The following is a 24969-nucleotide window of genomic DNA, read 5'->3' as shown; positions in this document are numbered from 1 at the left end:
ACAATGTCCAATCTCCTCTCTCTGGCCATCTGGATTCCAGTGGCATTCGGGATCCTGTTGCTGGTCGCAGGCCGGCAGCAACACGCTGGCGTCTCGCGCTGGGTCGCGTTGATCGGCTCGGTCATCAGCTTCCTGGTGACCTTGCCCTTGATGACCGACTTCGACACGACCACCGCAGCGATGCAGTTCGTCGAAAAGGCCAGCTGGATTGAACGCTTCAATGTGTTCTATCACCTGGGTGTCGATGGCATCTCGATGTGGTTCGTGCCGCTCACCGCCTTCATCACGATCATCGTGGTGCTGGCCGGCTGGGAAGTCATCGAAGACCGTCCACACCAGTACTACGGCGCCTTCCTGATCCTGTCGGGTCTGATGGTGGGTGTGTTCTCGGCACTGGACGGCATGCTGTTCTACGTGTTCTTCGAGGCCACGCTGATCCCGATGTACATCATCATCGGTATCTGGGGCGGCCCGCGTCGCGTCTACGCTGCGTTCAAGTTCTTCTTGTACACGCTGCTTGGCTCTTTGCTGATGCTGATCGCGCTGGTCTACCTGTACTACAAGTCGGGTGGCAGCTTCGACATCCTGACCTGGCACAAGTTGCCGCTGCCCGCGACGCCGCAGGCACTGCTGTTCGGTGCGTTCTTCGCTGCGTTTGCCGTGAAGGTGCCGATGTGGCCGGTGCACACCTGGTTGCCGGACGCCCACGTGGAAGCGCCTACCGGCGGCTCCATCGTGCTGGCGGCGATCATGCTGAAGCTGGGCTGCTACGGTTTCCTGCGCTTCATGCTGCCGATCGTGCCTGATGCGTCGCATCAGTTCGCGCCGGTGGTCATCACCCTGTCGCTGATCGGTGTCATCTACATCGGGCTGGTGGCGATGGTGCAGCAGGACATGAAGAAGCTGGTGGCGTATTCGTCCATCGCGCACATGGGTTTTGTGACCCTGGGTTTTTTCATCTTCAACGAACTGGGCATCGTCGGGGGCTTGGTGCAGATGATTGGCCATGGCTTCGTGTCGGGCGCCATGTTCTTCAGCATTGGTGTGCTGTATGACCGCGTTCACTCGCGTGAAATCGCCAGTTACGGCGGTGTGGTCAACACCATGCCTAAGTTCGCCGCTTTTGCCTTGCTGTTCGCCATGGCCAACAGCGGTCTGCCGGCGACGGCTGGTTTCGTGGGCGAGTGGTTGGTCATCCTGGGTGCGGTCGAATATGACTTCCTGATCGGGATGCTGACGGCGACCGCCTTGATCCTGGGTGCCTCGTACAACCTGTGGATGTACAAGCGTGTGTACTTCGGCGATGTGACCAACGACCACGTTCGCGAGCTGAAGGACATCAACGCCCGCGAATTCCTGATTCTGGCCGTGTTGGCGGCCGCCGTGCTGTGGATGGGCTTGCAGCCCAAGCCCTTCACCGATGTGATGTACGTTTCGGTGACGGAGCTGATCAAGCACGTCTCCCTGAGCAAGTTGAACTAAGGGCCGACACAAAATGACTGATTTGAACTGGCTCGCGGTGACCCCCGAGATCGTCCTGCTGGGCATGGCCTGTGTGGTGGCGATCCTGGATTTGTTCGTCACCTGCCCGCAGCGCAAGCCCACCTACTTCCTGACCATGCTGTCGCTGGCGGTGGTGGCTGGCTTGCACCTCAGCGCGCTCGACAGTGGCGCTTCGGTGTACGCCATGCAGCGCATGGTGGTGACCGACCCGATGGGGCACCTGTTGTCGCTGTGTGCGACCCTGGCCGTCATGGGCACCCTGGTCTACGCCCAGGGCTATGCTGCCAGCCGCGATCTGTTGAAGGGGGAGTTGTTCTCCTTGAGCATGCTGTCGCTGCTGGGCATCTCGATCATGATCATCGGCAACAACTTCCTGGCCATCTACCTGGGCTTGGAGCTGATGTCGCTGTCGCTGTATGCCCTGGTGGCCCTGCGTCGTGATGACGTGCGCTCGGTCGAGGCCGGCATGAAGTACTTCGTGCTGGGCGCCCTGGCTTCGGGCTTCCTGCTCTACGGTCTGTCGATGATGTACGGCGCCACGGGTTCGCTGGAGCTGGCCGAGGTGTACCAGGCCACGTTGACCGGTGAGATCAACAAGCAGGTGCTGGCCTTCGGTGTGGTGTTCATCGTCGCTGGTCTGGCTTTCAAGCTGGGTGTGGTGCCTTTCCACATGTGGGTGCCTGACGTCTACCAAGGTGCCCCCACCGCGGTGACTTTGCTGGTTGCTGGTGCGCCGAAGCTGGCTGCGTTTGCGATCACCATCCGCCTGCTGGTGGAAGGCCTGATCAACAGCGCCACCGACTGGCAGCAGATGCTGATGATTCTGGCCGTGGCCTCGATGGCCGTGGGCAACCTGGCCGCCATTGCGCAGTCCAACCTCAAGCGCATGCTGGCTTACTCGGGTATTGCACAGCTGGGCTTCATGCTGCTGGGTTTCATTCCCAGCGTGGTGGCGGGCAACACGGTGTCGGCTGGCAACGGCTATGGCTCGTCGCTGTTCTACGTGCTGACCTATGTGCTGACCACCCTGGGCACCTTCGGCCTGATCATGGTGCTGTCGCGCCCTGGTTTCGAGTCGGAAGAGATCTCTGATCTGGCCGGTCTGCACAAGCGCAGCCCCATGCTGGCCGGCGTCATGGCCGTGTTCATGTTCTCGCTGGCTGGCATCCCGCCGACCGTGGGTTTCTACGCCAAGCTGGCCGTGCTGCAATCGCTGATCACGACCAACTCGCCAGTGTTGCTGACCGTGTCCATCGTGGCCGTGCTGTTGTCGCTGGTTGCCGCCTTCTACTACCTGCGTGTCATCAAGGTCATGTACTTTGACGAACCGGCTGCTCAGGCACCGGCCATTCAGGGTGGCGCAGCGCCCGCACTGCTGTCGCTGAACGCGCTGGCCGTGCTGGTGCTGGGTGTCTTGCCCGGCGCGCTGATGACACTGTGCGCCAACGTGATCACCCAGTCTTTGGCAGGATGATGTCGACATGAAGATGACTTGGTGTCGTCGAGAAGCACCATGACGGGCCTTGTGCCCGCATGGGCGGTGCTTCTGGTGCTGTTGGCCGCGTTGATCGCGGCCAATTTGCCATTTCTGAATGAGCGTTTGTTCGTGGTCGGGCCGCGTCGTGCGCCCAAGACGGTTGCCTGGCGGCTCCTGGAGTTGCTGGTGTTCGCGGTGCTCGTGGCCTTGCTGGGCCGCGCTTTGGAGGGGCATCTCGGACGCGTCAGCCCATTGCGCTGGGAGTTTGTGGCGGTGTGGTTGTGCGTGTTCCTGACGCTGGCCTTCCCCGGCTTCGTGTGGCGCTATCTGCGCAAGCACTGATGTCGACGGAGCCACAGGCGATGCCCCAGTCTGAGCACCCCTCATTCGCTCACGCCCCCGATGCCCACCTGCGTGAGGACACGCTGACGTCTGAGGCGGTGTACCAGGGACATTTCCTGGAGCTGCGCCGCGACCGCGTGGCCTTGCCCGATGGTCGAGAGGCTACGCGCGAGTACGTGGTGCACCCCGGTGCTGTGATGATCGTGGCCATTTTGCCGGATGGCCGGCTGGTCATGGAGCGCCAGTACCGTTACCCGGTGCGTCAGACCATGATCGAGTTCCCGGCTGGCAAGCTGGACGCAGGCGAGGGTGGTCTGGCCTGTGCGCAACGCGAGTTGCTGGAGGAGACGGGCTACCGTGCTGGCCGCTGGGCCAAGGCGGGGATCATGCACCCGGTGATTGGCTACGCCACCGAGGTCATCGAGGTCTGGTTTGCCGACGATCTGAGCCTGGGAGAGCGCCACCTCGACGAGGGGGAGTTCCTTGATGTGTTCACGGCCACGCAGCAGGAGTTGGAAGACTGGATGCGCGATGGCCAGCTCACCGACGCCAAGACGGTGGTGGGCATGATGTGGCTGCTGCAGTGGCGCGCGGGACGCTGGCCTCTGACATGGCAAACGGTGTGAGCGCCCGGATCGGATCCTGACCATGTTGGTGGTAGATCTTCATTGCGCGCACGGCCATCATTTCGAAGGCTGGTTTGCTTCGTCGGATGACCTGGTGTCGCAGCAGTCGCGTGGGCTGGTGAGCTGCCCTGTGTGTGGCGACCATGAGGTGGTGCGTCGGCCCTCGGCCCCGCACCTGAATGTCTCGCATCTCAAGGACTCGTCCTTGCCCGCGGCGGGCCGTACCCGTCCCGCGCCGGCGCACGGGGCCGAACCGCTAGCGAGCGCGGGCACGGGTGTGGCCCCCGCGGTCCGGACATCGGGGGCGGATGAGGTGTCAGCCTTGACAGCGGATGCGGCTCTGCAGGCCTTGCAGGTCGCTTATCTGCAAGCGGTGCGCCATGTGGTGACCCACACCGAAGACGTGGGCGAGCGTTTTGCCGACGAGGCGCGCAGCATCCATCACGGCGACGCGCCGGAGCGCGCCATCCGGGGGCAGACTTCGCCGGAGGAGCGAGAAGCCCTGCGCGAGGAGGGCATCGAGGTGCTGAGCTTGCCCATTCCCGATGGACTCAAGGGCCCGCTGCAGTGAAGGCTGGCCCGTCTGGGTGGGTCGCCGGGTTCTGGCGCGGGGTCAGGGTACCAGTCGACCGGGATTGAAGAGTTGGTCCGGGTCGAGCGCGTGCTTGATGGCGCGCATCCAGGCCGTGCGGGTGGCGCTTTGGCGTTGCCCCAGCTCGGCACGTTTCAGCTGGCCGATGCCGTGCTCCGCAGAGATCGTGCCGCCCAGGTTGAGGGCCAGGTCGTAGACCAAGGCATGGATGGCGGCTTCGTGCTGGGCGAGGAACACCTCGATGTCCATGCCGAGCGGGGCTTGGACGTTGTAGTGAAGGTTGCCATCCCCCAGATGACCGAAGCAGACGATACGGCAACCGGGAAGCCGCTGTTGCAACGCAATCTCGGCTTGCTCGACGAAGGTGGGGACGAGCGAGGTGGGCACGGCGATGTCGTGCTTGACCATGTGGCCTTCGATTTTCTCGGCCATCGGGATGGTCTCGCGCAGCGTCCACATCGCGCGGTATTGCGCCTCGGTCTGTGACAGGGCCGCCCGCTCGATGAGCCCTTGTTGAATGGCTTCGGCCAGCAGGGCTTCGAGGTCGTCGGTCAGGGTGCTGGCACGGCCGGTGTCGGCGGTGTCGAGCAGTACCGTCCAGGCGGGCAAGGTGGGCTGGGCCGGGGTGAGCAGGGCGCGGGCTGCCTGCGACTGCTCGGGCAGGTGATGCAGGGCCAGCGCCACTGGGGTGTGGTGCATGACCTCGAAACCGGTGAGGCGGGCGTCAAGCTGGGTGCGGGCCTGTTGCAGCAGGCTCACGCATTGCGCCAGAGTATGGCAGCCGACCAGAGCGGCCTGACGACGGGTGGGGCGGGGGTAGAGGCGCAGGGTGGCGGCCGTGATGATGGCCAGGGTGCCTTCGCTGCCGATCAGCAGGTCACGCAGGTCGTAGCCGGTGTTGTCCTTGCGCAGGCTCTTGAGGCCATCCCAGACCTCACCCTGAGCGGTGACCGCCTCCAGGCCCAGACACAACTCGCGGGCGGTGCCGTAGCGCAGCACCTGGGTGCCACCCGCATTGGTCGCGAGGTTGCCGCCGATGGTGCAACTGCCCTCGGAGGCCAGGCTCAGTGGGAACAGCAGTCCTGCCTCGTCGGCGGCACGCTGTACGTCAGCCAGCAGGCAGCCGGCTTGCACGGTCATGGACAGGTTGGCGGCATCGACGGCGAGCACGCGCTGGAGCCGGGACAGGTTGAGCACGATCTGTTGGCCGCTGTCGTCCGGCACCGAGCCACCGACCAGGCTGGTGTTGCCGCCTTGGGGCACGATGCTGATGCGGTGACGGGCGCACAGACGCACGACGGCGGCGACCTCGTCGGTGGAGGCGGGGCACACGATGGCCAGGGCCTGGCCGCGGTAACGCTTGCGCCAGTCGATCTGGTGGCGATCAAGCGGGTCGTGTGCGTCAGGTCTCAGAACGGCCGTGTCCCCCACCGTCTGCCGCAAGGCTTCGAGCAAGGCCTCATGTTGGCCGCAGGGGGACGACGGCGTGTTGGTCATGCGGACGCGCCCTTCTTGGGCTTGGGGGGCAGCACGCGCAGGCGCAGTCGGATGTAGACCGAGCAAGCGGTGAACAGCACCACGCTGAGGGCCACTTCGATGCCCGCCAGGATCTGCGACAGGCCCGCATCGCCGGTCACGCGCACGACGCCTTCGGTGAAGTACAGCCAGATCAGCAGGGTGAGCCAGCGGAAGGTGTAGAGCCGGTGTTTGAGCAGGCCGGCCACACCCAGACACAGGGGCAGCACCTTGAGGGCGAGCATGCCGGTGCCTTGGGGCAGAGGGGCGAGCCACAGCTCCCACGCCACGCCCAGGCCGATGAGGCTCACCAGCGAGGCCACACACAGCAGGCGCAGCCGCTCGATGGTGACGCGCCGCTCGGGCGGGTGGTGGGCGAAGAAGGTGTCCGGGTCAGCCGGTTCGAGATCGGGGGTGTTGGAGGTGGTCATGGATGAAAAATCAGGCGCGCACGGCGGGAGAGGCCCAGTGGGTGGGCGCATGGCTGGCATCATAGCCAGATGACGTCACATTCGACTTTCTGGGGGCGTGCACGGCAACGCTGGACCTTGCTGGCCACGACCTTGCAGCAGTGGCCCTGGCGCCAAACCTACGACACCTTGCGGCAACGTTTTCGCGAAGATCGGCTGGGCTTGACGGCAGGCAGCCTGACCTTCACGACCACCATCGCGGTGGTGCCTTTGTTCACTGTGATGCTGGCCCTGTTCAGCGCCTTTCCGATGTTCGCGCGCTTTCGCAAGGTGCTGGAGCAACAGGTCATCCAGGGCCTCGTGCCCGATGCGATCGCCAAACAGGTCTTGCTGTCGCTGACGAAGTTTGCGGGCAAGGCGAGCCAATTGGGCGGGCTGGGCATGGTGGCGCTGGGCATCACGGCCATGGCCCTGATGCTCACGATCGACCACACGCTCAACGGCATCTGGCGGGTGCGTCGTGCGCGGCCGATCGCCCAGCGGGTGCTGGTGTACTGGGCGGCGCTGACGCTGGGGCCCTTGCTGGTGGGGGCGAGCCTGTGGATGACGTCCTACGTGCTGTCGGCCTCACGGGGCCTGGTGGACGAGTTGCCGGGGGGCGTGGGGCTGTTGCTCAGTCTGATCGTCTTTGCCCTGCAGACGGCGGGCTTTGCCGCGCTGTACCGCTATGTGCCCAACACTTTTGTGCGCTGGGATCACGCCTGGGGCGGCGCGGTGTTCACGTCGGTGGGCCTGGAGCTGGCACAAAAGGGGCTGGCCTTGTACCTGTCCAAGGTGCCCGTCTATGCGACCATTTATGGCGCGTTCGCGTCGGTGCCGATCTTGTTGGTGTGGATTTACCTGAGCTGGCTCATCTTGCTGATGGGGGCGGTGGTGGTGGCGTACACGCCCAGCCTGTTGTCTCAGGTGAAGCGCTGGCCCGATGCGCCGGGTCACCGCTTCGCCTTGACGCTGGCCATCCTGAAAGCTTTGAGGGCGGTGCAGCACACGCCCGAGCGTGGCTTGAGCGGCGAGGCGCTGGCGCGACAGCTGCGCACCGACCCGCTGCAGATCGAGCCGCTGCTGGAGAGCTTGCAGGCGCTGGACTGGGTGGGCTTGTTGAACGAAGCCGGAGACGATCACGGCGGCCGCTTTGTGTTGTTGTGCCACCCCGAAGACACGCGGGCGGCGCCACTGCTGACGGGCTTGCTGCTCAAGCGCGAGGCGGTGACCGAGGGGTTTTGGGATGCGGCGCACCTGGACACACTGACACTCCATCAGATGCTGCGCTGAGTTTGGCGCAAAATAGCCCTACGTCAGGGTCTGCCCGCTGTTCAGATGGAGCGTTGTCTGTCGCAATGAAGGCATGCCGCGGTGTGGCCGCGTCGGCTGCGTGGCAGATGGCACGACATCTTGATGCACACAGGGCCTGGGGCTATATTGAGCGCCTTGCCAGCCGCTTTTGAATCGGGAATGAGGAGGAACATCCATGAAAGTCAGTGACATCCTGCGCGTCAAGGGCAGCACGCTGTTCACCGTACAGCCTGAGCAACCCTTGGCCGAGGCGGCCGCATCCATGGCCGATCACGACATTGGTTCGCTGGTGGTGATGGACCACGGCGACCTGGTCGGTATGTTGACCTTCCGTGAAGTGATCAAGGCCACCGTGCGCAACAGCGGCGTGTTCGGCAGCCTGACGGTGCGCACCGTCATGGACGACCACCCCCTGACCTGCACCCCCGAGACCGAACTGGACGAGGTGCGCCGCATGATGCTGAGCCGCCATGCGCGCTACATGCCGGTGATGACCAACCGCACTTTGATGGGCGTGATTTCGTTCTACGACGTGGCCAAGGCTGTGGTTGACGGGCAGGACTTCGAGAACCGCATGCTCAAGGCCTACATCCGCGACTGGCCGGTGAACGAAGAGGAAACCGGCAAGGAACGCCAGGCGCTGCTGTGAACCCAGCCGACTGTTGATGCGCAAACGCCCGGTTGAGCCGGGCGTTTTGCTGTGTGGGTCGCAGGGAGGGGCGCGATGGGGGACAATAAGGGCTTCCCTTTGCACTTCTGGTTGGCGCTCTTATGGCAGGCAGCACCCTCGGTCTTTTGTTCACGGTCACGAATTTCGGCGAATCGCATGGCCCGGCCATCGGCTGCGTCATCGATGGCTGCCCGCCGGGCATGGCCCTGTCCGAAGCCGACCTCCAGCCCGATCTGGACCGTCGCCGTCCAGGCACCTCGCGCCATGTCACGCAGCGCAATGAGCCCGATGCCGTCGAGATCCTGAGCGGCATCTACGAGGGCAAGACCACGGGTGCACCGATCGCCCTGCTGATCCGCAACACCGACCAGCGCAGCAAGGACTACGGCAACATCCTGCAGACCTTCCGGCCGGGCCACGCCGACTACACCTACTGGCACAAGTACGGCATCCGTGATCCGCGTGGTGGCGGACGTTCGTCGGCGCGCATGACGGCCCCGATGGTGGCGGCGGGTGCGGTGGCCAAGAAGTGGCTGCGCGAGCAGTTCGGGACCGAGATCCGGGCCTGCATGACCCAGCTTGGTGAGCAGCCCATTGCCTTCGAGGGCTGGGAGCATGTACCTAACAACCCCTTCTTTGCGCCCAATGTGAGCCAGATCGAGGCGCTGGAAGCCTATATGGACGAGCTGCGCAGGGACGGGGATTCCTGTGGTGCCAAGCTGATCGTCGAGGCCAGCGGCGTGCCCGTGGGCCTGGGCGAGCCGCTGTTTGACAAGCTGGATGCCGACATTGCCCACGCGATGATGGGCATCAATGCGGTCAAGGGCGTGGAGATTGGCGCGGGCTTTGAGAGCGTGCGCCAGCGCGGCACCGTGCATGGCGACGAGCTGCACCCTGATGGCTTTGCCAGCAACCACGCCGGTGGCGTGCTGGGCGGCATTTCGACGGGGCAGGACCTGCGTGTGGCCATCGCGATCAAGCCGACCAGCTCGATCCGCACGCCGCGCCAGTCGATCGATTTGAACGGCCAGCCCGCTACGGTGGAGACGTTTGGTCGCCACGATCCTTGTGTCGGCATCCGCGCCACCCCGATCGCCGAGGCCATGCTGGCCCTGGTGCTGATCGACCACGCGCTGCGCCACCGTGCGCAGTGTGGCGATGTGAAGGTGGACACGCCCCGCATCCCGGCACAGCGCTGAGGCGGTTTCTGCTGGGGATGAAAAAAGGGACTCTCGGGTCCCTTTTTGCTGCCTGGCGTTGCCGGGGCAGTGTGTGCGGGTGGCGGTGCTTCAGCCGGTTTGCAGTTCGCTGGCCGCTTCGGGGCGCTCGATCAGTTCGATCTTGTAGCGATCGCGCCCACATCATCCGCGACGTAAAGATCATGCAAATCAATAACTTACGTCATTGCATTGGCGCTTCTGTCGGTGAAAAACAGGTGAGAATCAGTGAAAGACGCCAGAAAGTGGCGGCTGAGACACCACAAGGCGGATAGCATAGCCGTCTGATTGAACCGGAGCGCACCATGGCAAGAGCACGACAGAAGCCGTCAGGCAAGTGGGAGATTGGCCTACGCCACCCATCCCTGCCGGGTGGCCGGCGCTACTTCACGTTCGACACCGAAGCAGAGGCGAACGGCTACGCTGAGCGGTGGCGCGTCATGAAGATGGCGAACCTCGAACCGCCCGCCGAATTGCTCAAACCCAAGGCGCTGACCGATGCTACCCTGGCCCAGGTGGTGCGTGCGTGGGCCAACAGTGGGCACGCGGCACCCACCCAGCAATCTTCGCTGGGCTCGCTGGTGATGGAGGTCGGCTCGGTGCGGCTGGAAGACGCAACCTATGCGTGGCTGACCAAGTACCTGCAACAACTCAAGGTCGAAAAGAACCTTGCGCCTGGGTCGATCCGCCACCGCATTCAAGCCCTCGGCCGGTGCATTGACGAATGGGCGCGGCACCACCCTGACGTGGTGATGCAGAACCCGGTGCGCCTGCTGCCCAAGGGGTACAGCAGCTACAACGAGCGCGACCGGGCCATGGTTGAGTCGGCAGGAAAGACGGCCAAGGCCGATGTGGCGCGTGACCGGCGCCTGAACCCCGGCGAAGAGGCCAAGATCGTCTGGGTGCTGTCTGGCGGCCAACGTGATGACCGGCCCAGGGGGCTGCAACTCAAGGGTGGCAATGCCCTGCTGACCATGTTCCTGCTGATCGTCGGAACCGGGCTTCGCCTGAAAGAGGCGTACACGCTCAGGCGCAACCAGATCGACATGGCCGAGAAGGTCATCCGCGTGCAGTCCAGCAAGCAGTGGCGCGGAAAAGTGGTGTTCCGTGACGTGCCAATGCAGCCCGAGGTGCATGAGGCGCTGTCTGTCTACCTGTCCACCCGGGCCATGCTGCCGCAGGCGTGGCTGTTCCCGTTCATGGACGAGGAACCGGACCTTGACATCAAGACCGTCAGCCAGCGGCTTTCCTTCCGCTTCAAGCTGGCCTTTGAGTATGCGGGGGTGCTTGGGCTGCGTGAGCACGACCTGCGCCATGAGGCCACATGCCGGTGGCTGGAGATGCGCGACACCACCGGCAATTGGATGTTCCGGCCCGAAGAGGTCAACCGCGTGATGGGCTGGTCGGCCAACTCGACCATGGCCCAGCGCTACGCCAGTTTCCGGGGCGCGGATCTGGCGGCGCGCATGTGGGCTACGCAGGAACCGGCAAAGGTGGCGGCGTCTTCCGGCGCTGCTTCGTGACCAGCGGAGTGATCCCTGGCTGACGGCGGGCGCGTCGGGCCTCGGCCTCCTTGCGGGCCTTCTCTGCCAGGTAGGCCAGCAGATCGCCCTTCACGAACAGCCAGCCCCGGCCCAGCTTGAGGCCGGGAATCTCGCCGGATCGGGCCAGCTCTTCGACCTGGGTTGGGGTGCAGCGCAGCAGGTCGGCGCACTCGTCTGAGTCAATGGTTTCGCTCACGCGGTTCCTCGCTTTCGGTGTTCTCGGCATCCCGGTAGATAGCCAGGCTGTCAAAGTCGGCGTCATCGTCAGGGGAGGTGTCGTCGGTGGGCGCCATGGCCAGGTGCTTGGCGTCCATGGCCTCGCGGCGTTCTCGGTAGCGGCGGCTCATGCTGCACCACCTTTCTGCGCCTGGGCGGCGATGAGCATTTGGTCAAGCGCATAGTCAAGCCGGTCGCTCCAAAACCCACCTTCTCGGTAGGCCCGACGGAAAGCAGCGCGCATTTCTGGTGTTGCCTTCGGCGGCACCGGCACACCCGGCGCGGGGTGGGTGTAGAGGGTGGCGCAAAGAAGGGTGCTCAAACCATTGGCAAAATCGTAATCAATGTCAGCTTCCTCGCATTGCGTGGCGTTGTTGATTCCTTCTTGAAGGTACTCCCGAACGTCCGCAGACAGCTTCACCGGCTCAGGCGCAGCGGGTTGCTTGGCCTCTGCCTGCTGGATAAGCACGGCTTGTTCCAGCGGAAGCAGGTACATGATGGTTCGAGCGATGTGCTTTTCGCTGTATGACGCATCGCCTGCAAGGACGTCAGAGATGTAGCGGGAAACTGCTTGCAGGGATGGTGTGGACTGCTGCGCTGCTTGTTTCAGTTCGATGCTCATGGCGTCTCCTTCTTGGCCTGAGCAGTGATGCCCCGCAGCACTGCGGACTTCACGATCTTCTCGGCCTCGTTGACAAACTGGTAGACATGGACCTCGTTGTCAGACCACTGCTTGGCCAAGTCCAGCAGGTCAGGGCCAGCCGATCCGAGCACATCGGTCCACTGCTCCCCCGTCATCGGCACCGCTGCGGGGCGCACATACCCCCACTGGGCAGCAAGACGAGCCTGTACCGACGAGCACGCAAGGTTGGGCGCAGTAGATGGGCGCAGGGCGAGGATTGCGCGGGCGGCACGCATCGACCGCTTCGTTGTCACAAGCCCGTGGTCGGCAAACACCCGCTCGATGTCCCGGTCCGTCACCTCTGCCGGTTGCGTGGTTCCTGTGAGTGACAACGGTGCTTGTTGATCAGATTCAGCGTTTTGCGCTCCACAAACTGGCGTGGCCTGGGCTGGCACATAGCCCCACTGCGCAGCCAAACGCTTCTGCACGGCTGGGTCGGAAAGGTTCGGCGCTTCGGCCTGGGCTTGCTCCTGCCGATAAATGGCCCGCGTGATTAACTGGACCAGGTACTGTCGGTTTGTATTTGCTTCGCGGATCAACTCATCGCGCTCAGCGTCAGTGCGCGCTTTGTGAATCTCGTTGATGTTGGACACCAGGCCGTCCAGCTTTCGCATGATGTTTCCCACATCGCGGCGCTGCCTGTCTCCGCTGGACTGGGCTTGCTCCTGCACTGGTGTTGGGGCGGCAGCGTGGGAGATGACGCGGATAAGCCCGCTGCGGAACTGTTCTACTTGATCTCCCGACGGCTCGTTGTCATGGATAAATTGCTCAACTGGGGTTAACTCCAGGCCAGCATTGTTTTTATCCAAAATGTCGCTCCATTCGGGCAGGTCGAGCAGCGGCACCTGCCCAACCTGTGCGCGGGATTGCAGGGCTGTATGGAGCTGTCGCCACTCGTCACGCGAAACGCTCACGCGCTCGGGCACGTCAACGCCATTGGAAGAGGTGAAGTAGCGGTTGAACTCGTCCGCCAGTTTCAGTGCGTGATTCATTGGGTGTGTTCCTTGGCGTCTGCTTGCTCTTTGAACTCACGCAGCAGCGTGTTGATGGGGTTTTCTCTGCCGGTGAGCTGATCAATGGTTCGGGTTGCCTGCAGCTCACGGATCAGATGGCCTGGGCCGACGAGGGCGGACAGCACCTGGCGTAGGGCTTGAGCGTTCACGGTCACGGTTTTCATTTGCTGCATGCCTCCTTGGCGATCTGGTTTGCACGCTTCAGCTGCTTCATGACTGCCTTGAAGTGCTCGGCGGGGATGTGCACGCGCTTGCCTTCTTGCTCGATCCAGACCTCGCCGTCGTTGCTGGTGTAGTGGCCGATGACGATGGGGCCGGCGAAGGCCTCGCCGGTACCGCCGGCCGTGGTCACGTGCGTCACCGATGTGACGGGCTCGATGTCGCTGTATTTGGTGGTGCTCATGGGTTCGCTTCCACTTGTTTGATTCCCAGAGACGGCACGCGGCCTGCTCGGGCTTCGGATTTCAGGCGCTCCAGCGCGGCGCCGGCTTTCTTGAGATCCAGGCCAGTCGTGAACTCAAGCTGGATGTCGTGACGCTCGATGCCGGCCGCGATCGCTTTGAGCTCTTCACCGGTGGCGCCGATGCGTCCGGTGCGGTGGTACCGGGTGCACACAGAGCCGAGGGCCAGGAGCATTTCAGTCAGGATGCTGACGGACGGCTGATCGGTGCAGATCAGCAGCTTGACGAGTTCGCCGGCGATGTTTGCGGCGTCGGCCAGCAGTTCCCACTGCTCGATGGTGCATTGACCGGTGCGCAGGGCCTCGAAGGCGACCCGCAGCGGCGTGACCAGAAAGGTGCGTTCGTCATCCGTGAGGACACCCATGTTCTGGGCGGCGAGGAACATGTTGTTGGAGGCCACGCGCTTGGGGCGGTATGCCTTGGTGCGCTTTTTCATGCTGGCTGCTCCAGGCGCTTGAAGTCGATCGCCCACACCCAGGGGTTCAGATCCCAAGATCCGGGGCCGTTGATGGATTCCCAGAGCATTTGAAAGGCGAGGCGAGGGTTGGCGCCGAGGACGTCGATGCCGAAGTACGTGGCCACCTTGTCAACGATGGAATCGTCCGGGCCCCAGGCGCCCTCTGCCTTGGCGTCTTCGATGCTGATGTCCCGCAACCGCTCCACGCGCACGCCAGTCACCTCCAGGGTGATGCGGCTGGCCGTGCGTGGCATGTGGATGCTCGGGCGCCAGCGATCACAGAGGCGCCCCTGGGTGGTGCCGTCAGCGGCATAGACAAACGGGCCGTCCTCATCGCGATTGGCTGCCATGGCGTGGATGCCATAGGCCCACGTCTCGCGCACCCACAGGCGGTCGCCTGGCTGGCCGTGGGGGCAGGGCATCCACCAATCGGCGTCACGTGCGCCGTCGTACATCCACGGCCAATTGCTGCCGTCGTCACGCTGCTCGATCTGATGGTGTGACTTCATCTTCACCAAGCGCCGTGTCTGTGTCTTCGTGCCGTCCAGCAGGGCGCGCACCATTGGCGCGCTGAACAGGATGGGGCGCTGTTTCATGCTTTGGCCTCGATAGGTTGCACCTTCCAGCCCCACAGGATCGTGGTTGCGCCAGTGGCGCTGTTCTTGAACTCGTCCTTACGCTCCCAGCCCAGGCCCTCAAGTACGCGGTGTTGGCGCATGTTGTCCCCAGCGGTGGTGCAGGTGGCGTAGTCGAAGGACAGGGTTTGCAGGACGTGGCACTGGAACAGCTTGAGCTGGCGGGCCAGGCCCTTGCCTTTGAACTCGTCTTTGATGTGAAACGAGTGGCAATGCGCAAGCTGCGGCTGATTGGGGATCTGCTCGATGCAGAAGGCCCCGTATTCGGTGGTGTAGCGGGTCATGCCTTTTCTCCGTAGGCGTTGAGTGCTTTCTGCAGCTCGGCGTGGTGGCCGAAGTCGCGGATGTTGAGCTTGATGTCGCGTTTGCTCATCCACACCCATTCACCGGATGGGTCGATCTCGACGCGGGCGGCCTCGGCGCCACGCATGGCGCGGCGGGGGGTGAACTCAATGAAGCGCCAGTGGTGCTGGGCGACGGGCTGGGCGGGTGCTTGGGTGTTCATGCAGCACCGCCTTCCTTGGCTGCGAGCATGGCAGCGCCTTGATCGCGGGTGTCGCGCGGAAGGTATTGGGCGTCGACGGTAGCGCGGCGCAGGGGCTCGATCTCTCGGCAGAACCAAGGGATGTCAGTTGACCTGCTCTCATGCATGCGCATGGCCTCATCGAAGGTGTAGCGCCCAGCCTCGTCAAGGTTGGTCGTGTAGCCTTTGCCTTCAGCGCGCCACCACAGCGGGCAATTGCCCACGTAGGTGCGCGAGTCCTGCACGTAGCAGAGGCCGCCATCCGGATCAGCGGCGGAGGGCTGCTGGCGGATGGCCGCCTGCCATGCCCACCAACCAAAGTTGATCAGTTCGTCTTGGTAGTCCTCGCCACTGCGGACAAGGCATTCCACACGGATCTGGACTTCCAGAAAGCCGCTTTCTTTCATGCGCTCAATGACTGATGCCTCGAAGGCATCGCGCAGGGTCTTGTCGCTCATGCCGTACCGCCTTTCAGGATGGTGCGGCTGCCCGTGCTGTCCATGCGGCTGACCACTCCGGCCTTTTCCATCGCTTCCAGCAACCGGGCGGCGCGGTTGTAGCCGATGCGCAGGTGGCGCTGAACCAGGGAGATCGACGCCTTGCCATGCTTGGTGACGATGGCCACGGCTGCGGCATACATCGGATCAGGCCCATCGACTTCAAGGAGCGGGGCGGCTGGCGCTGGCACTGTTTGCTCGCCGCCCAGGGCCTGGACCAGATCGGGGATGAGCTGGCTCAGTTCACCGGTGGCAATGGCCACGTCAGCGTCGAACGTCTCGCCCTTGTCCACGGAGACGGCGCCCTCAAACACCACGTCGAGGAAGGCCAGCTTCTTGATGGTCATGGCGTCGGTCAGGACGAACGACACCCGATCGCGCCAGGTCATGGCCACGCGGGTGGGCGCCTTGCCGCTGACGATGTGCTGTTTCACTTCGTCGGTGTCGAGGTTGTGGCGGCCATAGCGCACCACGGATTTCATTTCGTCGGTGGACTTGAGCTCGCACTCGCGGTCGATGGTGAAGTTCCAGGGCGCTTCGCCGGTACCGAGCCAGCGGGTCATGGCCGCCCTGGGCGACATGGCGGTCTGCAGCAGGCTCATGGACAGGCCTTGGCAGGTCTGAGCCAGCAGCGTGACCACCTCGTCGGACTTTGACTGGCTGGCGCTGTCGATCATCAGGAGGCGGTTGGCCTGGTCGATCCAGACCATGGTGCTGGAGGACTTGGTGAACGCCATGGGCAGCAGTTCGTGCAGGGCCTGCTCCTTCAGCTCCTTGATCTGCTTTTTCCCCGGCTTGCGGCCGGTCTGTTCCTCGATCTGGGCGGCGATCTCGTCGGCGCGCTTCTTGATCGTGGCGCCGGGCACCACTCGCTGCTCGGTCATCAGCTTGATGATCCACTGGCCGTCGACGGCCTCCACCAGGGCGCCGTTGGCTTCACCGCGCGGCGGGACGAAGCCAGACGACTTTTGCTGTGTGGCGCCACACTCGGCGAAGGGCGCCTTGCCGAGTGCTTCCTCGACGGTGGCTAGGTCGGCGGACCAGTCAGGCCCGATGCGGTAGATGGTGAGGTTCTTGAACATGGTGTGTGTTTGATGTTGGCCCGGCGTCGCTCAGGCATGAGATGGGTTGAGGCTCTTCTTGATCTCAACAACCTGAACCTCGGTCCACCCGCTGGACTTCGCCAGCTGGGCGCATTGCTGCGCAGACGACTCAATTTCGTAAGGTTTGGAGCGGACGGCCTTCAGGCGGGCAGTTGATCGCCACACGTCCTCGTCGAATGGCTTTGGCGCAGCGCCAACTCGGCCGGTCTTGATCCAGGCGGAAAGCTCGGCCTCGCGATTCGCCCTGGCCGCGGCTGCCGCCATGGGGGGGTGCCCTCGGCCTTGGTTTTCGGCTCCGTCATGATCTTGCCGACCGAGCTGCAGCGGATGCGGAAGTCAAGCATGCTGACCTCCTGTGTTGCGCATTGCTGTTCGGTGAGAGATGACCTCATCACGGAATGCCGTGTATGCAGATCTGCACCCTGTTGCGAGAAGGGCCTTGCCGGCAGTGGCCCACAGAGATGCCGCCGCCTCATCTGTCGATGTCTTGGGCAGCTGCTCCCTGAACGTGGTCAGCATGGTGCTGGCGATGGTTTCCGCCGCCACCTGCTTCACTGCGTCAACACCGGCCGCGTTGCCGTCGTCGTCGTCTTCGCCGATGGCCACGTTGAAGATCATCTTGAGCAGGTAGCGCATGCCGTAGGACATTGCCGAGCCCGTCGCATGAGTCTTCGTCATCACGTCGCCGCCCTTGGCGCCTTTCCCATCCGCGGGAACATCGGCGCGATAGGTTCGCGTGTGACCCGCCTTGTGGGAGACGTATGCCAGCACGCGCAGGTGGCCGTCTGGCGCACCTTCCGCCGTGTCGAAGCTCAGAGAGAAGCCATTGCGCGTGTAGATTGGGCGCAAGTGCTTGTCCAGTTGCCCGTAGGTTGCGTACTTGCTTCGGGTCTGGTTGTTGGTGGCATCAGTGGAGACCCGGCCCATTTCAGACTGAGCCGTCATCATGGCTTCGTTGAAAGCCTGCTCAGCATCGCGGGAGGCCATCCGCTCATGCATGGCCCACAGGCGCTCCATCTTTTCGATGTCCGTGTGGGGGTTGTTCGCCGCGGCGGTGATTGCTTGGATCAATGCTGACGAGTCGCTTTGTGATGTGGCCGTCTGGACGGATCGTGCTGGGGCTTCAATGACTTCGTTCATGTCATCCTCACTTCGCAGTTGCGCCCATCAGGGCAGGCTGGTGGGTTTCGATCAGGGGTGCGGCCTTGTGTGCGAGGCCAATGACAGCGATCACGCACAGCACCGCCACAACCAGATAGGCGTCGATGCGGGCGGTCTTGGCCGGTATGGCCGGCTCTTCGTCGGGGCCATCCAGCATCTCGATGGGGCCGGGGTGCCGGGTGTCCACCTTGGCCCCGCCGTCCTTCGTGTAAAGCCACTCAACGATGGAGTCGTCTGATGTGCGCTTGGCGTGCTCTCGCATGTCAGGGTGGGTCAGTGGGTGGCTCAGGGCCTCGCAAGCCTCCAGGGCTTCGACTGGGTAGTTCACAGGGTTGCTCCAATCACGATCAGGCCGGCGACACCGATGACGACCACCGCTCGGTCAAAGGTCTTGCCCTCGTTCAGGGCGCGCAGCAGGCTTTCCACGGGGTCGCGCAAGAACACAGCGAAGTCGCTGGCGACTTGGGCGATGCGGTTCATTGCTTGCGTGCCTCCAGCATTGCGTCGGCCTGGGCATAGGCCCACTTGGCGCGCTCATCGAAGGTGAATCCATCAGCGCCCGTGGGGTTCGTGGCTGCCGCCTGCATCGCCTTCGCTGCGAAGTAGTCGCGCAGGGTCATGCCGTTTGCGCCGCTGCGATTGGTGCCGCCGTACTCGCAGCAGGAATCTGCAAGCGGAAACGCTGGCGGGCTTGTGTCTCTGTTGCTCATGACAGCCCCCGCGCTTCCGCAACTGCTGTTGCATTGATGGCCGCGTGGGTCTTGGCGAACGCCTCGCGCAGTTCCTTGCCGGCCGGCGACGCGATCAGCTTGGACAGCAGGCCCAGGTTTCGCTCGTTGTCGATCACCGCCCCAAGGAAGGCGTCGCGGACAGGCTGCGCGAGTTCGCGGGACTTTCCGCCGCCGATTGCATCACCGGCAGTCACGAAGCCCTTGGACAAGTCGCCCAGCTCAGTGCAGGCCATCACGTCGCGCTCGATTTCGAGCTGCACGCGGTCGGTCAGGGCATCCATCGCCGCTTCTCGGTCAGCGGCTTCGCACTCGGCGCGGTCGTGCGCTGCAAGCGCAAGGTCATCAAAGTCAAGGTAGGCCATCTACTACTCCGTGCCGCTGAGCGGCTTCGTGTGTCGAGGCCTTATTATTTGCCGTAGCTAACTACATGTCAATAGCCGTAGCTAACGACAGGCTAACAAAATGTGAGATGAGGGGGGCCGCCCCGCGAACAAGGGGTGCGAGCGAAAGAGTAGGCCGGGGTGGCGCGGCTGAGGTGATGCCTCGGCTTCTCGCGCCAGGCTGAGCGCACATGGATGTGATGGCCAAAAAAAAGCCACCCGAAGGTGGCTTTGTGAAGTTGGCTGCTGCTAGTGAAGAACGCCAGCTTCAGTTGGCTCTGCAAGTTTTGCCAACCTTGAATACATCACCGTAGTTGTCACGGCCTCAAAGATCGCAAACTCATGATGCGCACGGCGCGCATCGCTACGGTCATCAATCACGATCAGGAATCGCTGATCAGAGTTGGCTGACGCATTCTGAATGTCGATCAACTTGTGAAGGGCTGCTGCAGCAGCATTGGGATGCGGCGTAATCGCCATCACCCCTTCATCGTTAAACATGAAATCAACAGTGTGCTTCTTGCCCGAGCTTCCTGTATAGATCGGTGATTTCGCGATGGTTGCACCATGCCTCCAAGAGCGGAGCGCATGTGTAACTTCCTCGACAAAATAGGCAGCGTGCGAGTTCAAGCCGGTGTTCACTTGCTCCCACTCCACAATCTTGAGCATGCAAGATGTGAATTTTGCAAAAGCCTCAGAAGCGCGATCAGCGCGGGCGAGAACTTCCAGGACTCCCTCGTCATTGCAGTTGACCTCAGTCGATTCCGCTATGTTCATTAGAAAGCGCGGGTTCGAAGTCACCGGCAGCTTTAACCCGCGCGCTATGAAGTGAAAGAGAACTAGGCCGTCATCAAAAAAGCGAACGTGTTCGCCAACCCTCTCCGTGAACAGGCTGATAGGGCTTCCGTCCGCAAACGTAAACGGCGTCTTGATCAGAGCCAGGGAACCGTCCTTAGCAAGCGGCACGCACTCCAAGCCAGTGAGCTGTGCGAGATTCGAGCAGATCATTTGAGCGTGAATGTTAGTGGGTTGCCAAGGGGCGGAGTGAACGTGATGTTGGCTCTTGAACAGAAGTAGTCTAAGGTAGCCTCGAAGTTCGCGAAAGGGCGGCCGCTATTGACCTCGTGACGCCGGTCACCAATGTGCTCATGGGCCGAGGCGTGCCAATCCTGTGGATCCGTTGCCGTAAGCGGAACATCCAAAGCATAGACCCGCGGAGTGTCCACGCGCCTGTTTTTCCTCTTGAAGACGCCGAAGTTGTAGGCGGTCGTTCGAGTTCTGGCTGACTGTTTAACGCACAGCCTTACGAACAATCCGACACTAAAGCCATCTCCATCCAACAGACCCTGCTCAAGCGTCCAGGTCGACAGTGGTCTATTGTTTTCGATCCAGTCAGTAGGGTCTTCGCAGAAATACTGTTTTCCAAGTATCGCCTCCGCCTCTGCTTCCGGCAGGTCATTCAAGACAAATCCCCTTCGAAAAAATCATTGTATTCAGCCAAAACTTTGAATTTGTAGGGCGGTACCCTCGCCCTTCACTACGGAAATGCGGAGAATGTCACTGAGATAGTGGAGCGAGCTCTACTCACCCTTAACCCGGCGACCCCATATCAGCGCAAATCGCTCAGCCATTTGCGTCTCTCGCCGACCCCTTGCCGCAAGCATGCGGAAGGTCTCCGCCAGGAAGCGGGCCAAGTCTTGAGCGGCTTTGCGCTTCGTGGCTTCGCTGGTCATTTGCGTGGCTGCTGCGTCTCAATCGGAGACTGGATGCCTGATGCCGTGCCGTTCCCAGTGCCGTATGAGGTCTCAGTCGATACGGTGTCGATGAGCTTTCCGTCCGGGGCGAAGCTCAGCGTGGCGGCGGTCGCCTTGGCGTCAGCGCCACCAACGAACGGGCCAATGATCGGGATGAAGCTGGCCGGGCGGGCGCTGTACTCCGAATAGGAGTAGGTGAGCATGATCGTGCCGTTAGGAAGGCGCATGCGCATGTTGGGCTCCCCCAGTGTGGCAACCACCTGGTCGACAGTGGCCTCTCCCTTCTTGAATGAGTTGAGCTGCTCCTCGGTCACCCGAACTCCGGTCGCTCCGCACCCGCTCAAGACTGCGAGGGAGAGTGCTGCTACAAGTGCTTTCATGCTTTGCCTGCCTAGCTTTAGATTTTTTTGCCGTTCCACGCCCACACGACCCGCCCGTGGATGGAGACATCCTCCTGTCCATTCAGAACGTCAACGGTCTTGTGCGCCGGGTTATCGCTACTGACTTCGAAACTACCATCCATCCGCTGACGAACCCGCTTGATGAAGAGCCGGCCATGTGCGGACAGGACATATATTCCGTCGATTTGGACCTCTTTGACGCCCGAGTCCACCAAAAGGACGTCCCCCGATTCAAAGGTGGGGCTCATGCTGTCCCCGTGCCCGTGTATGAACCGCAGGTGGTCAGCCTTGGTCGCGCGCAGGTGATTCGTCACCCATTCGATAGCCAAAGTAATGGATCCCGAGATCGCCTCATCGGCTGGCGTCTCTTCGCCCGAGCCCATGCTTCCAGTCACTTGAAGGACTGGAACACGGACCTGGCCAGGCTCTAGACCGTCTGACATAAGGCTCCGGATGGAGTCCCTGAGGGATGATCCTTTCCGGTGGCGCGCACCGCCGTCTACATTGAGGGCGTCTTGGCTGAGCAAGGGAAGTTCGGGGCGCATCTTTGGCCCGACCCCCTCTGCCAACCAAATCGGCGAGATGTCTTGGTGATACGTGGCGCAGATTCGTTCTGCGTGGGTTCGGTGCAGCGTCGTCACTTTCAGGGGGTCACTGAACCATGCCGTGACTGATGGCGGCTTGACATGGCACAGGCGTGCGATCTCGGCCTTCAACCCGCGTTTGTGAGGCTCTGGGAAGAGTTCAAGCAGGCGTTCTTGTAGCGTATTCATATAAGCCCAGCCTAACAGCGGCAAGGTTCGCGCAGGCTTGCATTTCATGTTCGCCGCGGCTAACATAAGCGTTATGAACGCTAACGCTTGCAAAGTAATCGACGATCTCGGCGGCACCGCCAAGGTTGCCCGTCTGTTCAGGATCCGCATGCCCTCCGTCAGCAAGTGGCGGGAGTGCGGAATCCCCGAGGCGCGAATGATGTACCTCGAAGTTGCGAGGCCGGACGTCCTCAAGGATATCGACCGAGCCGCGGCGACTTCCATCACCGCAGAGCCCACCGCCGCCTGACATGCGCGCCGTGGCCACTCAATCCCCCAGCTCATCAAGGTCCGCCACCCAGGCCAGGACCACGGCTGCGCGTGACTCGATCAGGGCAAGCAGCGAAGAGAGCTTCGCGGCTGCCCAGGCTTCATTAGATGTTTCGTTTGGCTTCGTCATGAACGAAGTCTCTTTTTTTGCCTGCATGACGGCAATCCGAACGGCTCCGAACTTTTCGGAAGGGTTGATATGACCGAGTTTGAATCCCTCAACGAGTGCCTGATTGAGTGCGTTCGTCAGGCTGGCGGCTCCAAGGTTGTCGGGCATCGCGTGTGGCCTGAGAAGACGGTAGACGCAGCGCAGCGCCACCTCTTGAACTGCCTGAACGAAGGCAAGGCTGAGCGCCTGACGCCTGATCAGGTTCTGCTGATTGCTCGCCTTGCTCGTGATCACGGGTGCCACGCCTACGTGAGCCACGTAGCGCGCAGCCTGAGCTATTCCGAGCCGGTGCCAATCGAGCCTCGTGATGAGGCGGACGAGCTGAAGCGTCAGTTCATCGAATCGACTCGCGCCCTGTCTGAGATGGCTGAGCGCATCCAGCGCCTTGATGCGCTGGCCTACGGGTCGCGCCCGCTGCGGTCGGCGGCTTGAATCTGGCGATGCCTGCGGCCACAACGTGCAGGCAAAGAAAAGGCCCGCTTCATCGGTGGTGCAACACCTCAGCGGGCCTATCAGACGGAGTGAATGCTACATGACACAAGCAGATCTTGTCTACGTTGACGCCAGGACAGCCGCCAGCCGCGCGGTGGTGTCCGGCGAGCAGCGCAAGCGGGCAGGGCAAGACGCCGCCCTTGAGGCCGAGAAGCAGGAGTGGGTCAACCGCTTCGTGTTCCTGGCCAAGACCTACCTGACCAGCCTCGACGTAGGCGCCAAGTTCGCCATTGAGGATCTGCGCGCCTACGCGGACGCCTGCGAGCACCCGGTGCCCCACAGCCCACATGTTTGGGGCGCCATGCCGCGCGTGCTGATCGCGGCGGGTTTGCCGATGGAGCCGGCCGGCGAGTACCGCAAGGCCAGCAGCCCAGAAACACGCGCCCACCCGGTGGCCCTGTATCGCAAGACTGGGGGCGCACTGTGATTGGAGATCAGTTCATCCTCTCTATCGCTCATGAGTTGGTCGTTGACCTGTTTGCGGGGGGTGGCGGAGCCAGCACCGGCATCGAGCAGGCCATCGGCCGTCATGTCGACATTGCCATCAACCACGACCCCGAGGCGATCAGTCTGCACGAAGCGAACCACCCGCAGACCCGCCACTTCGTGAGCGACGTTTTCGAGGTGGACCCGGTGGTGGTCACAGACGGCCAGCCCGTGGGCCTGCTGTGGGCATCACCCGACTGCAAGCACTTCAGCAAAGCCAAGGGCGGCAAGCCCGTTAGCAAGAAAATCCGCTCACTGGCCTGGGTGGTGGTGAAGTGGGCCGCTGCGGTAAAGCCGCGCGTGATCTGCCTGGAGAACGTCGAAGAGTTCCAGACCTGGGGACCTCTGGGCGCTGACGACAAGCCATGCCCGCTGCGCAAAGGCCAAACCTTCCAGCGCTGGAAGCGCCAGCTCGAGCGCATGGGCTACGTGGTGGAGCACCGCGAGATGCGCGCATGCGACTTCGGCGCACCCACCATCCGCAAGCGCCTGTTCCTGGTGGCCCGGCGCGACGGCATGCCCATCGTGTGGCCCGAGGCCACCCACGGCAAGCCCGACAGCCTGCCCGTGAAACAGAAGCGCCTGAAGCCTTGGCGCACCGCCGCCGAGTGCATCGACTGGAGCGTGCCCGCGCCGAGCATCTTTGAGCGCAGCAAGCCACTAGCCGACGCCACCTGCCGGCGCATCGCCAAGGGGATCATGCGGTACGTGGTCGAGGCTGACGAGCCGTTCATTGTCAGCATCGCCAACTGGTCTAGCGACAGCGTGCGCACAACAGCCGAACCACTGTCGACCGTGACGGCCAACCCCAAGGGGGGCCACCACGCCCTGTGCGTACCCACCCTGGTGCAAACCGGCTACGGCGAGCGCGACGGCCAAGCACCCCGGGCACTGGACATTGGCAAGCCGCTGGGCACCGTGGTGGCCGGTCAGAAGCACGCACTGGTGAGCGCCTGGCTGGCAAAGCACTACACCGGCGTGGTGGGCTCTGATCTGGCCGACCCCATGGGCACCGCCACCACGGTGGACCACCACAGCCTTGTCACGGCCAACCTGGTGCACATGGGCCACGGCGAGGGCAAAGACGGCGCCAAGCGATTCAGTCACGGCATCCGCAGCGTGGCCGACCCGCTCAACACCGTCACCGCATCTGGCGCAGCGGCCGGCACCTTCGACAAGCAGCCATGGGACGAGCAGGACTACGACCTCGACATCAACCCTTACCTGAGCGAGATCAGCGGCGACACGATTGCAAGCGCGGTCATCGCGCTGCCGGCTGGAGTCGGTGACGAGGTGTCGCTGGGCACCGGATCGCAAGAGCTGGCCCATCAGGGTGGCTGGGTCAAGTTCTGGGTGATAGGTGGCGTACACGGTAAGAAGTACAAGCTGACGCTACGCATCACGACGGTGGGAGGGCGCAAGAAGGAGTACGAAGCTTTTGTGAAGGTCAAGGAGACCTGAGCCTCCCTAGCATCGG

38 protein-coding genes are annotated in these 24969 nt (G+C 62.8%); 13 read left to right on the top strand and 25 right to left on the bottom strand.

Translation table 11 applies throughout. The features are described 5' to 3' along the window. Positions 1–3 precede the first annotated feature (3 nt). From AC3WW4_RS13550 to AC3WW4_RS13530, 5 genes are read left to right on the top strand one after another with little or no spacing between them, the layout of a single operon-like run. Entirely contained in the window at positions 4–1482 is a 1479-nt protein-coding gene (locus tag AC3WW4_RS13550; protein ID WP_488829756.1) for an NADH-quinone oxidoreductase subunit M, read from the top strand. Between the two features lie 13 nt (positions 1483–1495). Continuing rightward, positions 1496–2977 (top strand): NADH-quinone oxidoreductase subunit NuoN, encoded by a 1482-nt coding sequence (gene nuoN / locus AC3WW4_RS13545; RefSeq protein ID WP_488829006.1) that lies wholly within the window; start codon positions 1496–1498, stop codon positions 2975–2977. 39 nt (positions 2978–3016) lie between these two features. Beyond that, entirely contained in the window at positions 3017–3322 is a 306-nt protein-coding gene (locus AC3WW4_RS13540) for a DUF2818 family protein (protein ID WP_488829005.1), read from the top strand. Between the two features lie 20 nt (positions 3323–3342). After that, a complete protein-coding gene (locus AC3WW4_RS13535) occupies positions 3343–3948 on the top strand; it encodes an NUDIX domain-containing protein (protein ID WP_488829004.1) in 606 nt (201 codons plus the stop codon). Positions 3949–3970: 22 nt separating this feature from the next. Next, positions 3971–4519, top strand: coding sequence for a DUF1178 family protein (locus AC3WW4_RS13530; protein ID WP_488829003.1), 549 nt, complete (start codon positions 3971–3973; stop codon positions 4517–4519). Positions 4520–4561: 42 nt separating this feature from the next. Here AC3WW4_RS13530 and AC3WW4_RS13525 read toward each other — a convergent pair whose 3' ends face one another. Both AC3WW4_RS13525 and AC3WW4_RS13520 read right to left on the bottom strand, forming a co-directional pair. After that, positions 4562–6037: an FAD-binding oxidoreductase gene (locus tag AC3WW4_RS13525; RefSeq protein WP_488829002.1), complete on the bottom strand. Its 1476-nt coding sequence runs from the start codon at positions 6035–6037 to the stop codon at positions 4562–4564. Next, positions 6034–6486 (bottom strand): DUF2069 domain-containing protein, encoded by a 453-nt coding sequence (locus tag AC3WW4_RS13520; protein ID WP_488829001.1) that lies wholly within the window; start codon positions 6484–6486, stop codon positions 6034–6036. Before AC3WW4_RS13520 ends, AC3WW4_RS13525 begins: the two co-directional genes overlap by 4 nt. A gap of 69 nt (positions 6487–6555) precedes the next feature. Between AC3WW4_RS13520 and AC3WW4_RS13515 the strand changes: the two genes are divergently transcribed. The 4 genes from AC3WW4_RS13515 (at position 6556) to AC3WW4_RS13500 (ending at position 11228) form a co-directional block, all read left to right on the top strand. Continuing rightward, positions 6556–7797 carry a YihY family inner membrane protein gene (locus tag AC3WW4_RS13515; protein WP_488829000.1) on the top strand — a complete coding sequence of 414 codons (1242 nt, stop codon included), beginning with the start codon at positions 6556–6558 and terminating at the stop codon, positions 7795–7797. A 196-nt stretch (positions 7798–7993) separates the two neighbouring features. Then, positions 7994–8467 (top strand): CBS domain-containing protein, encoded by a 474-nt coding sequence (locus AC3WW4_RS13510; RefSeq protein ID WP_320365417.1) that lies wholly within the window; start codon positions 7994–7996, stop codon positions 8465–8467. Between the two features lie 122 nt (positions 8468–8589). After that, positions 8590–9687, top strand: coding sequence for a chorismate synthase (gene aroC / locus AC3WW4_RS13505; RefSeq protein ID WP_488828999.1), 1098 nt, complete (start codon positions 8590–8592; stop codon positions 9685–9687). Between the two features lie 323 nt (positions 9688–10010). After that, positions 10011–11228: a tyrosine-type recombinase/integrase gene (locus AC3WW4_RS13500; RefSeq protein WP_488828998.1), complete on the top strand. Its 1218-nt coding sequence runs from the start codon at positions 10011–10013 to the stop codon at positions 11226–11228. Here AC3WW4_RS13500 and AC3WW4_RS13495 read toward each other — a convergent pair. The 22 genes from AC3WW4_RS13495 to AC3WW4_RS13390 all read right to left on the bottom strand — a co-directional run bounded on the left by AC3WW4_RS13495 (position 11179) and on the right by AC3WW4_RS13390 (position 22084). Beyond that, entirely contained in the window at positions 11179–11445 is a 267-nt protein-coding gene (locus AC3WW4_RS13495) for a helix-turn-helix domain-containing protein (RefSeq protein WP_488828997.1), read from the bottom strand. The two genes, AC3WW4_RS13500 and AC3WW4_RS13495, sit on opposite strands and share 50 nt — an antisense overlap. Beyond that, positions 11429–11596, bottom strand: coding sequence for a hypothetical protein (locus AC3WW4_RS13490; RefSeq protein ID WP_488828996.1), 168 nt, complete (start codon positions 11594–11596; stop codon positions 11429–11431). The genes AC3WW4_RS13495 and AC3WW4_RS13490 overlap by 17 nt, the downstream gene beginning before the upstream one ends. Continuing rightward, the gene (locus AC3WW4_RS13485) at positions 11593–12087 is read right to left on the bottom strand and encodes a hypothetical protein (protein ID WP_488828995.1); all 495 of its coding nucleotides are present in this window, start codon (positions 12085–12087) and stop codon (positions 11593–11595) included. Before AC3WW4_RS13485 ends, AC3WW4_RS13490 begins: the two co-directional genes overlap by 4 nt. Further along, positions 12084–13139, bottom strand: a complete 1056-nt coding sequence (locus AC3WW4_RS13480) for a hypothetical protein (protein ID WP_488828994.1) — start codon at positions 13137–13139, stop codon at positions 12084–12086. The genes AC3WW4_RS13485 and AC3WW4_RS13480 overlap by 4 nt, the downstream gene beginning before the upstream one ends. After that, positions 13136–13324: a hypothetical protein gene (locus tag AC3WW4_RS13475; RefSeq protein ID WP_488828993.1), complete on the bottom strand. Its 189-nt coding sequence runs from the start codon at positions 13322–13324 to the stop codon at positions 13136–13138. The genes AC3WW4_RS13480 and AC3WW4_RS13475 overlap by 4 nt, the downstream gene beginning before the upstream one ends. Next, on the bottom strand, positions 13321–13563 hold the full coding sequence (locus AC3WW4_RS13470) for a hypothetical protein (RefSeq protein WP_488828992.1): 243 nt from the start codon (positions 13561–13563) through the stop codon (positions 13321–13323). Before AC3WW4_RS13470 ends, AC3WW4_RS13475 begins: the two co-directional genes overlap by 4 nt. Beyond that, a complete protein-coding gene (locus AC3WW4_RS13465) occupies positions 13560–14057 on the bottom strand; it encodes a hypothetical protein (RefSeq protein WP_488828991.1) in 498 nt (165 codons plus the stop codon). Before AC3WW4_RS13465 ends, AC3WW4_RS13470 begins: the two co-directional genes overlap by 4 nt. Further along, entirely contained in the window at positions 14054–14674 is a 621-nt protein-coding gene (locus AC3WW4_RS13460; protein WP_488828990.1) for an ASCH domain-containing protein, read from the bottom strand. The genes AC3WW4_RS13465 and AC3WW4_RS13460 overlap by 4 nt, the downstream gene beginning before the upstream one ends. Beyond that, positions 14671–14997, bottom strand: coding sequence for an N-acetyltransferase (locus tag AC3WW4_RS13455; protein WP_488828989.1), 327 nt, complete (start codon positions 14995–14997; stop codon positions 14671–14673). Before AC3WW4_RS13455 ends, AC3WW4_RS13460 begins: the two co-directional genes overlap by 4 nt. After that, complete coding sequence (locus AC3WW4_RS13450; RefSeq protein WP_488828988.1) at positions 14994–15218, bottom strand: hypothetical protein; 225 nt, start codon at positions 15216–15218, stop codon at positions 14994–14996. The genes AC3WW4_RS13455 and AC3WW4_RS13450 overlap by 4 nt, the downstream gene beginning before the upstream one ends. After that, on the bottom strand, positions 15215–15694 hold the full coding sequence (locus AC3WW4_RS13445) for a hypothetical protein (protein WP_488828987.1): 480 nt from the start codon (positions 15692–15694) through the stop codon (positions 15215–15217). Before AC3WW4_RS13445 ends, AC3WW4_RS13450 begins: the two co-directional genes overlap by 4 nt. Beyond that, complete coding sequence (rdgC, locus tag AC3WW4_RS13440) at positions 15691–16815, bottom strand: recombination-associated protein RdgC (protein WP_488828986.1); 1125 nt, start codon at positions 16813–16815, stop codon at positions 15691–15693. Before rdgC ends, AC3WW4_RS13445 begins: the two co-directional genes overlap by 4 nt. A 30-nt stretch (positions 16816–16845) precedes the next feature. Continuing rightward, positions 16846–17100: a hypothetical protein gene (locus AC3WW4_RS13435; protein ID WP_488828985.1), complete on the bottom strand. Its 255-nt coding sequence runs from the start codon at positions 17098–17100 to the stop codon at positions 16846–16848. Between the two features lie 72 nt (positions 17101–17172). Continuing rightward, entirely contained in the window at positions 17173–17976 is an 804-nt protein-coding gene (locus AC3WW4_RS13430; RefSeq protein ID WP_488828984.1) for an ERF family protein, read from the bottom strand. 7 nt (positions 17977–17983) lie between these two features. Further along, positions 17984–18325: a hypothetical protein gene (locus AC3WW4_RS13425; protein ID WP_488828983.1), complete on the bottom strand. Its 342-nt coding sequence runs from the start codon at positions 18323–18325 to the stop codon at positions 17984–17986. Then, positions 18322–18477: a hypothetical protein gene (locus tag AC3WW4_RS13420; RefSeq protein ID WP_488828982.1), complete on the bottom strand. Its 156-nt coding sequence runs from the start codon at positions 18475–18477 to the stop codon at positions 18322–18324. Before AC3WW4_RS13420 ends, AC3WW4_RS13425 begins: the two co-directional genes overlap by 4 nt. Further along, positions 18474–18617: a hypothetical protein gene (locus AC3WW4_RS13415; protein ID WP_488828981.1), complete on the bottom strand. Its 144-nt coding sequence runs from the start codon at positions 18615–18617 to the stop codon at positions 18474–18476. Before AC3WW4_RS13415 ends, AC3WW4_RS13420 begins: the two co-directional genes overlap by 4 nt. Before the next feature lie 86 nt (positions 18618–18703). Then, complete coding sequence (locus tag AC3WW4_RS13410) at positions 18704–19090, bottom strand: hypothetical protein (RefSeq protein ID WP_488828980.1); 387 nt, start codon at positions 19088–19090, stop codon at positions 18704–18706. A gap of 267 nt (positions 19091–19357) precedes the next feature. Then, a complete protein-coding gene (locus tag AC3WW4_RS13405; RefSeq protein WP_488828979.1) occupies positions 19358–20116 on the bottom strand; it encodes a DUF1828 domain-containing protein in 759 nt (252 codons plus the stop codon). After that, positions 20113–20571 (bottom strand): hypothetical protein, encoded by a 459-nt coding sequence (locus AC3WW4_RS13400; RefSeq protein ID WP_488828978.1) that lies wholly within the window; start codon positions 20569–20571, stop codon positions 20113–20115. Before AC3WW4_RS13400 ends, AC3WW4_RS13405 begins: the two co-directional genes overlap by 4 nt. A gap of 266 nt (positions 20572–20837) precedes the next feature. Then, complete coding sequence (locus tag AC3WW4_RS13395; protein ID WP_488828977.1) at positions 20838–21176, bottom strand: hypothetical protein; 339 nt, start codon at positions 21174–21176, stop codon at positions 20838–20840. A gap of 83 nt (positions 21177–21259) precedes the next feature. Then, positions 21260–22084, bottom strand: a complete 825-nt coding sequence (locus AC3WW4_RS13390) for a S24 family peptidase (RefSeq protein ID WP_488828976.1) — start codon at positions 22082–22084, stop codon at positions 21260–21262. On the opposite strand from AC3WW4_RS13390, the gene AC3WW4_RS13385 reads away from it, so the two are divergent. Continuing rightward, positions 22083–22325 (top strand): helix-turn-helix domain-containing protein, encoded by a 243-nt coding sequence (locus tag AC3WW4_RS13385; protein WP_488828975.1) that lies wholly within the window; start codon positions 22083–22085, stop codon positions 22323–22325. The two genes, AC3WW4_RS13390 and AC3WW4_RS13385, sit on opposite strands and share 2 nt — an antisense overlap. Positions 22326–22343: 18 nt before the next feature. On the opposite strand, the gene AC3WW4_RS13380 is transcribed toward AC3WW4_RS13385, so the two are convergent. Next, the gene (locus AC3WW4_RS13380) at positions 22344–22748 is read right to left on the bottom strand and encodes a hypothetical protein (RefSeq protein WP_488828974.1); all 405 of its coding nucleotides are present in this window, start codon (positions 22746–22748) and stop codon (positions 22344–22346) included. Between the two features lie 15 nt (positions 22749–22763). Here AC3WW4_RS13380 and AC3WW4_RS13375 point away from each other — a divergent pair, with 15 nt between their 5' ends. The 3 genes from AC3WW4_RS13375 (at position 22764) to AC3WW4_RS13365 (ending at position 24953) form a co-directional block, all read left to right on the top strand. After that, a complete protein-coding gene (locus tag AC3WW4_RS13375; RefSeq protein ID WP_488828973.1) occupies positions 22764–22946 on the top strand; it encodes a hypothetical protein in 183 nt (60 codons plus the stop codon). 100 nt (positions 22947–23046) lie between these two features. Beyond that, the gene (locus tag AC3WW4_RS13370; RefSeq protein ID WP_488828972.1) at positions 23047–23433 is read left to right on the top strand and encodes a hypothetical protein; all 387 of its coding nucleotides are present in this window, start codon (positions 23047–23049) and stop codon (positions 23431–23433) included. Next, positions 23430–24953: a DNA cytosine methyltransferase gene (locus AC3WW4_RS13365; RefSeq protein ID WP_488828971.1), complete on the top strand. Its 1524-nt coding sequence runs from the start codon at positions 23430–23432 to the stop codon at positions 24951–24953. The genes AC3WW4_RS13370 and AC3WW4_RS13365 overlap by 4 nt, the downstream gene beginning before the upstream one ends. Positions 24954–24969 lie beyond the last annotated feature (16 nt).

The organism is Aquabacterium sp. TM01, assembly GCF_057808345.1.
The sequence above is the reverse complement of the archived record's forward strand: the minus strand, read 5'-3'. Positions and strand labels throughout refer to the sequence as shown.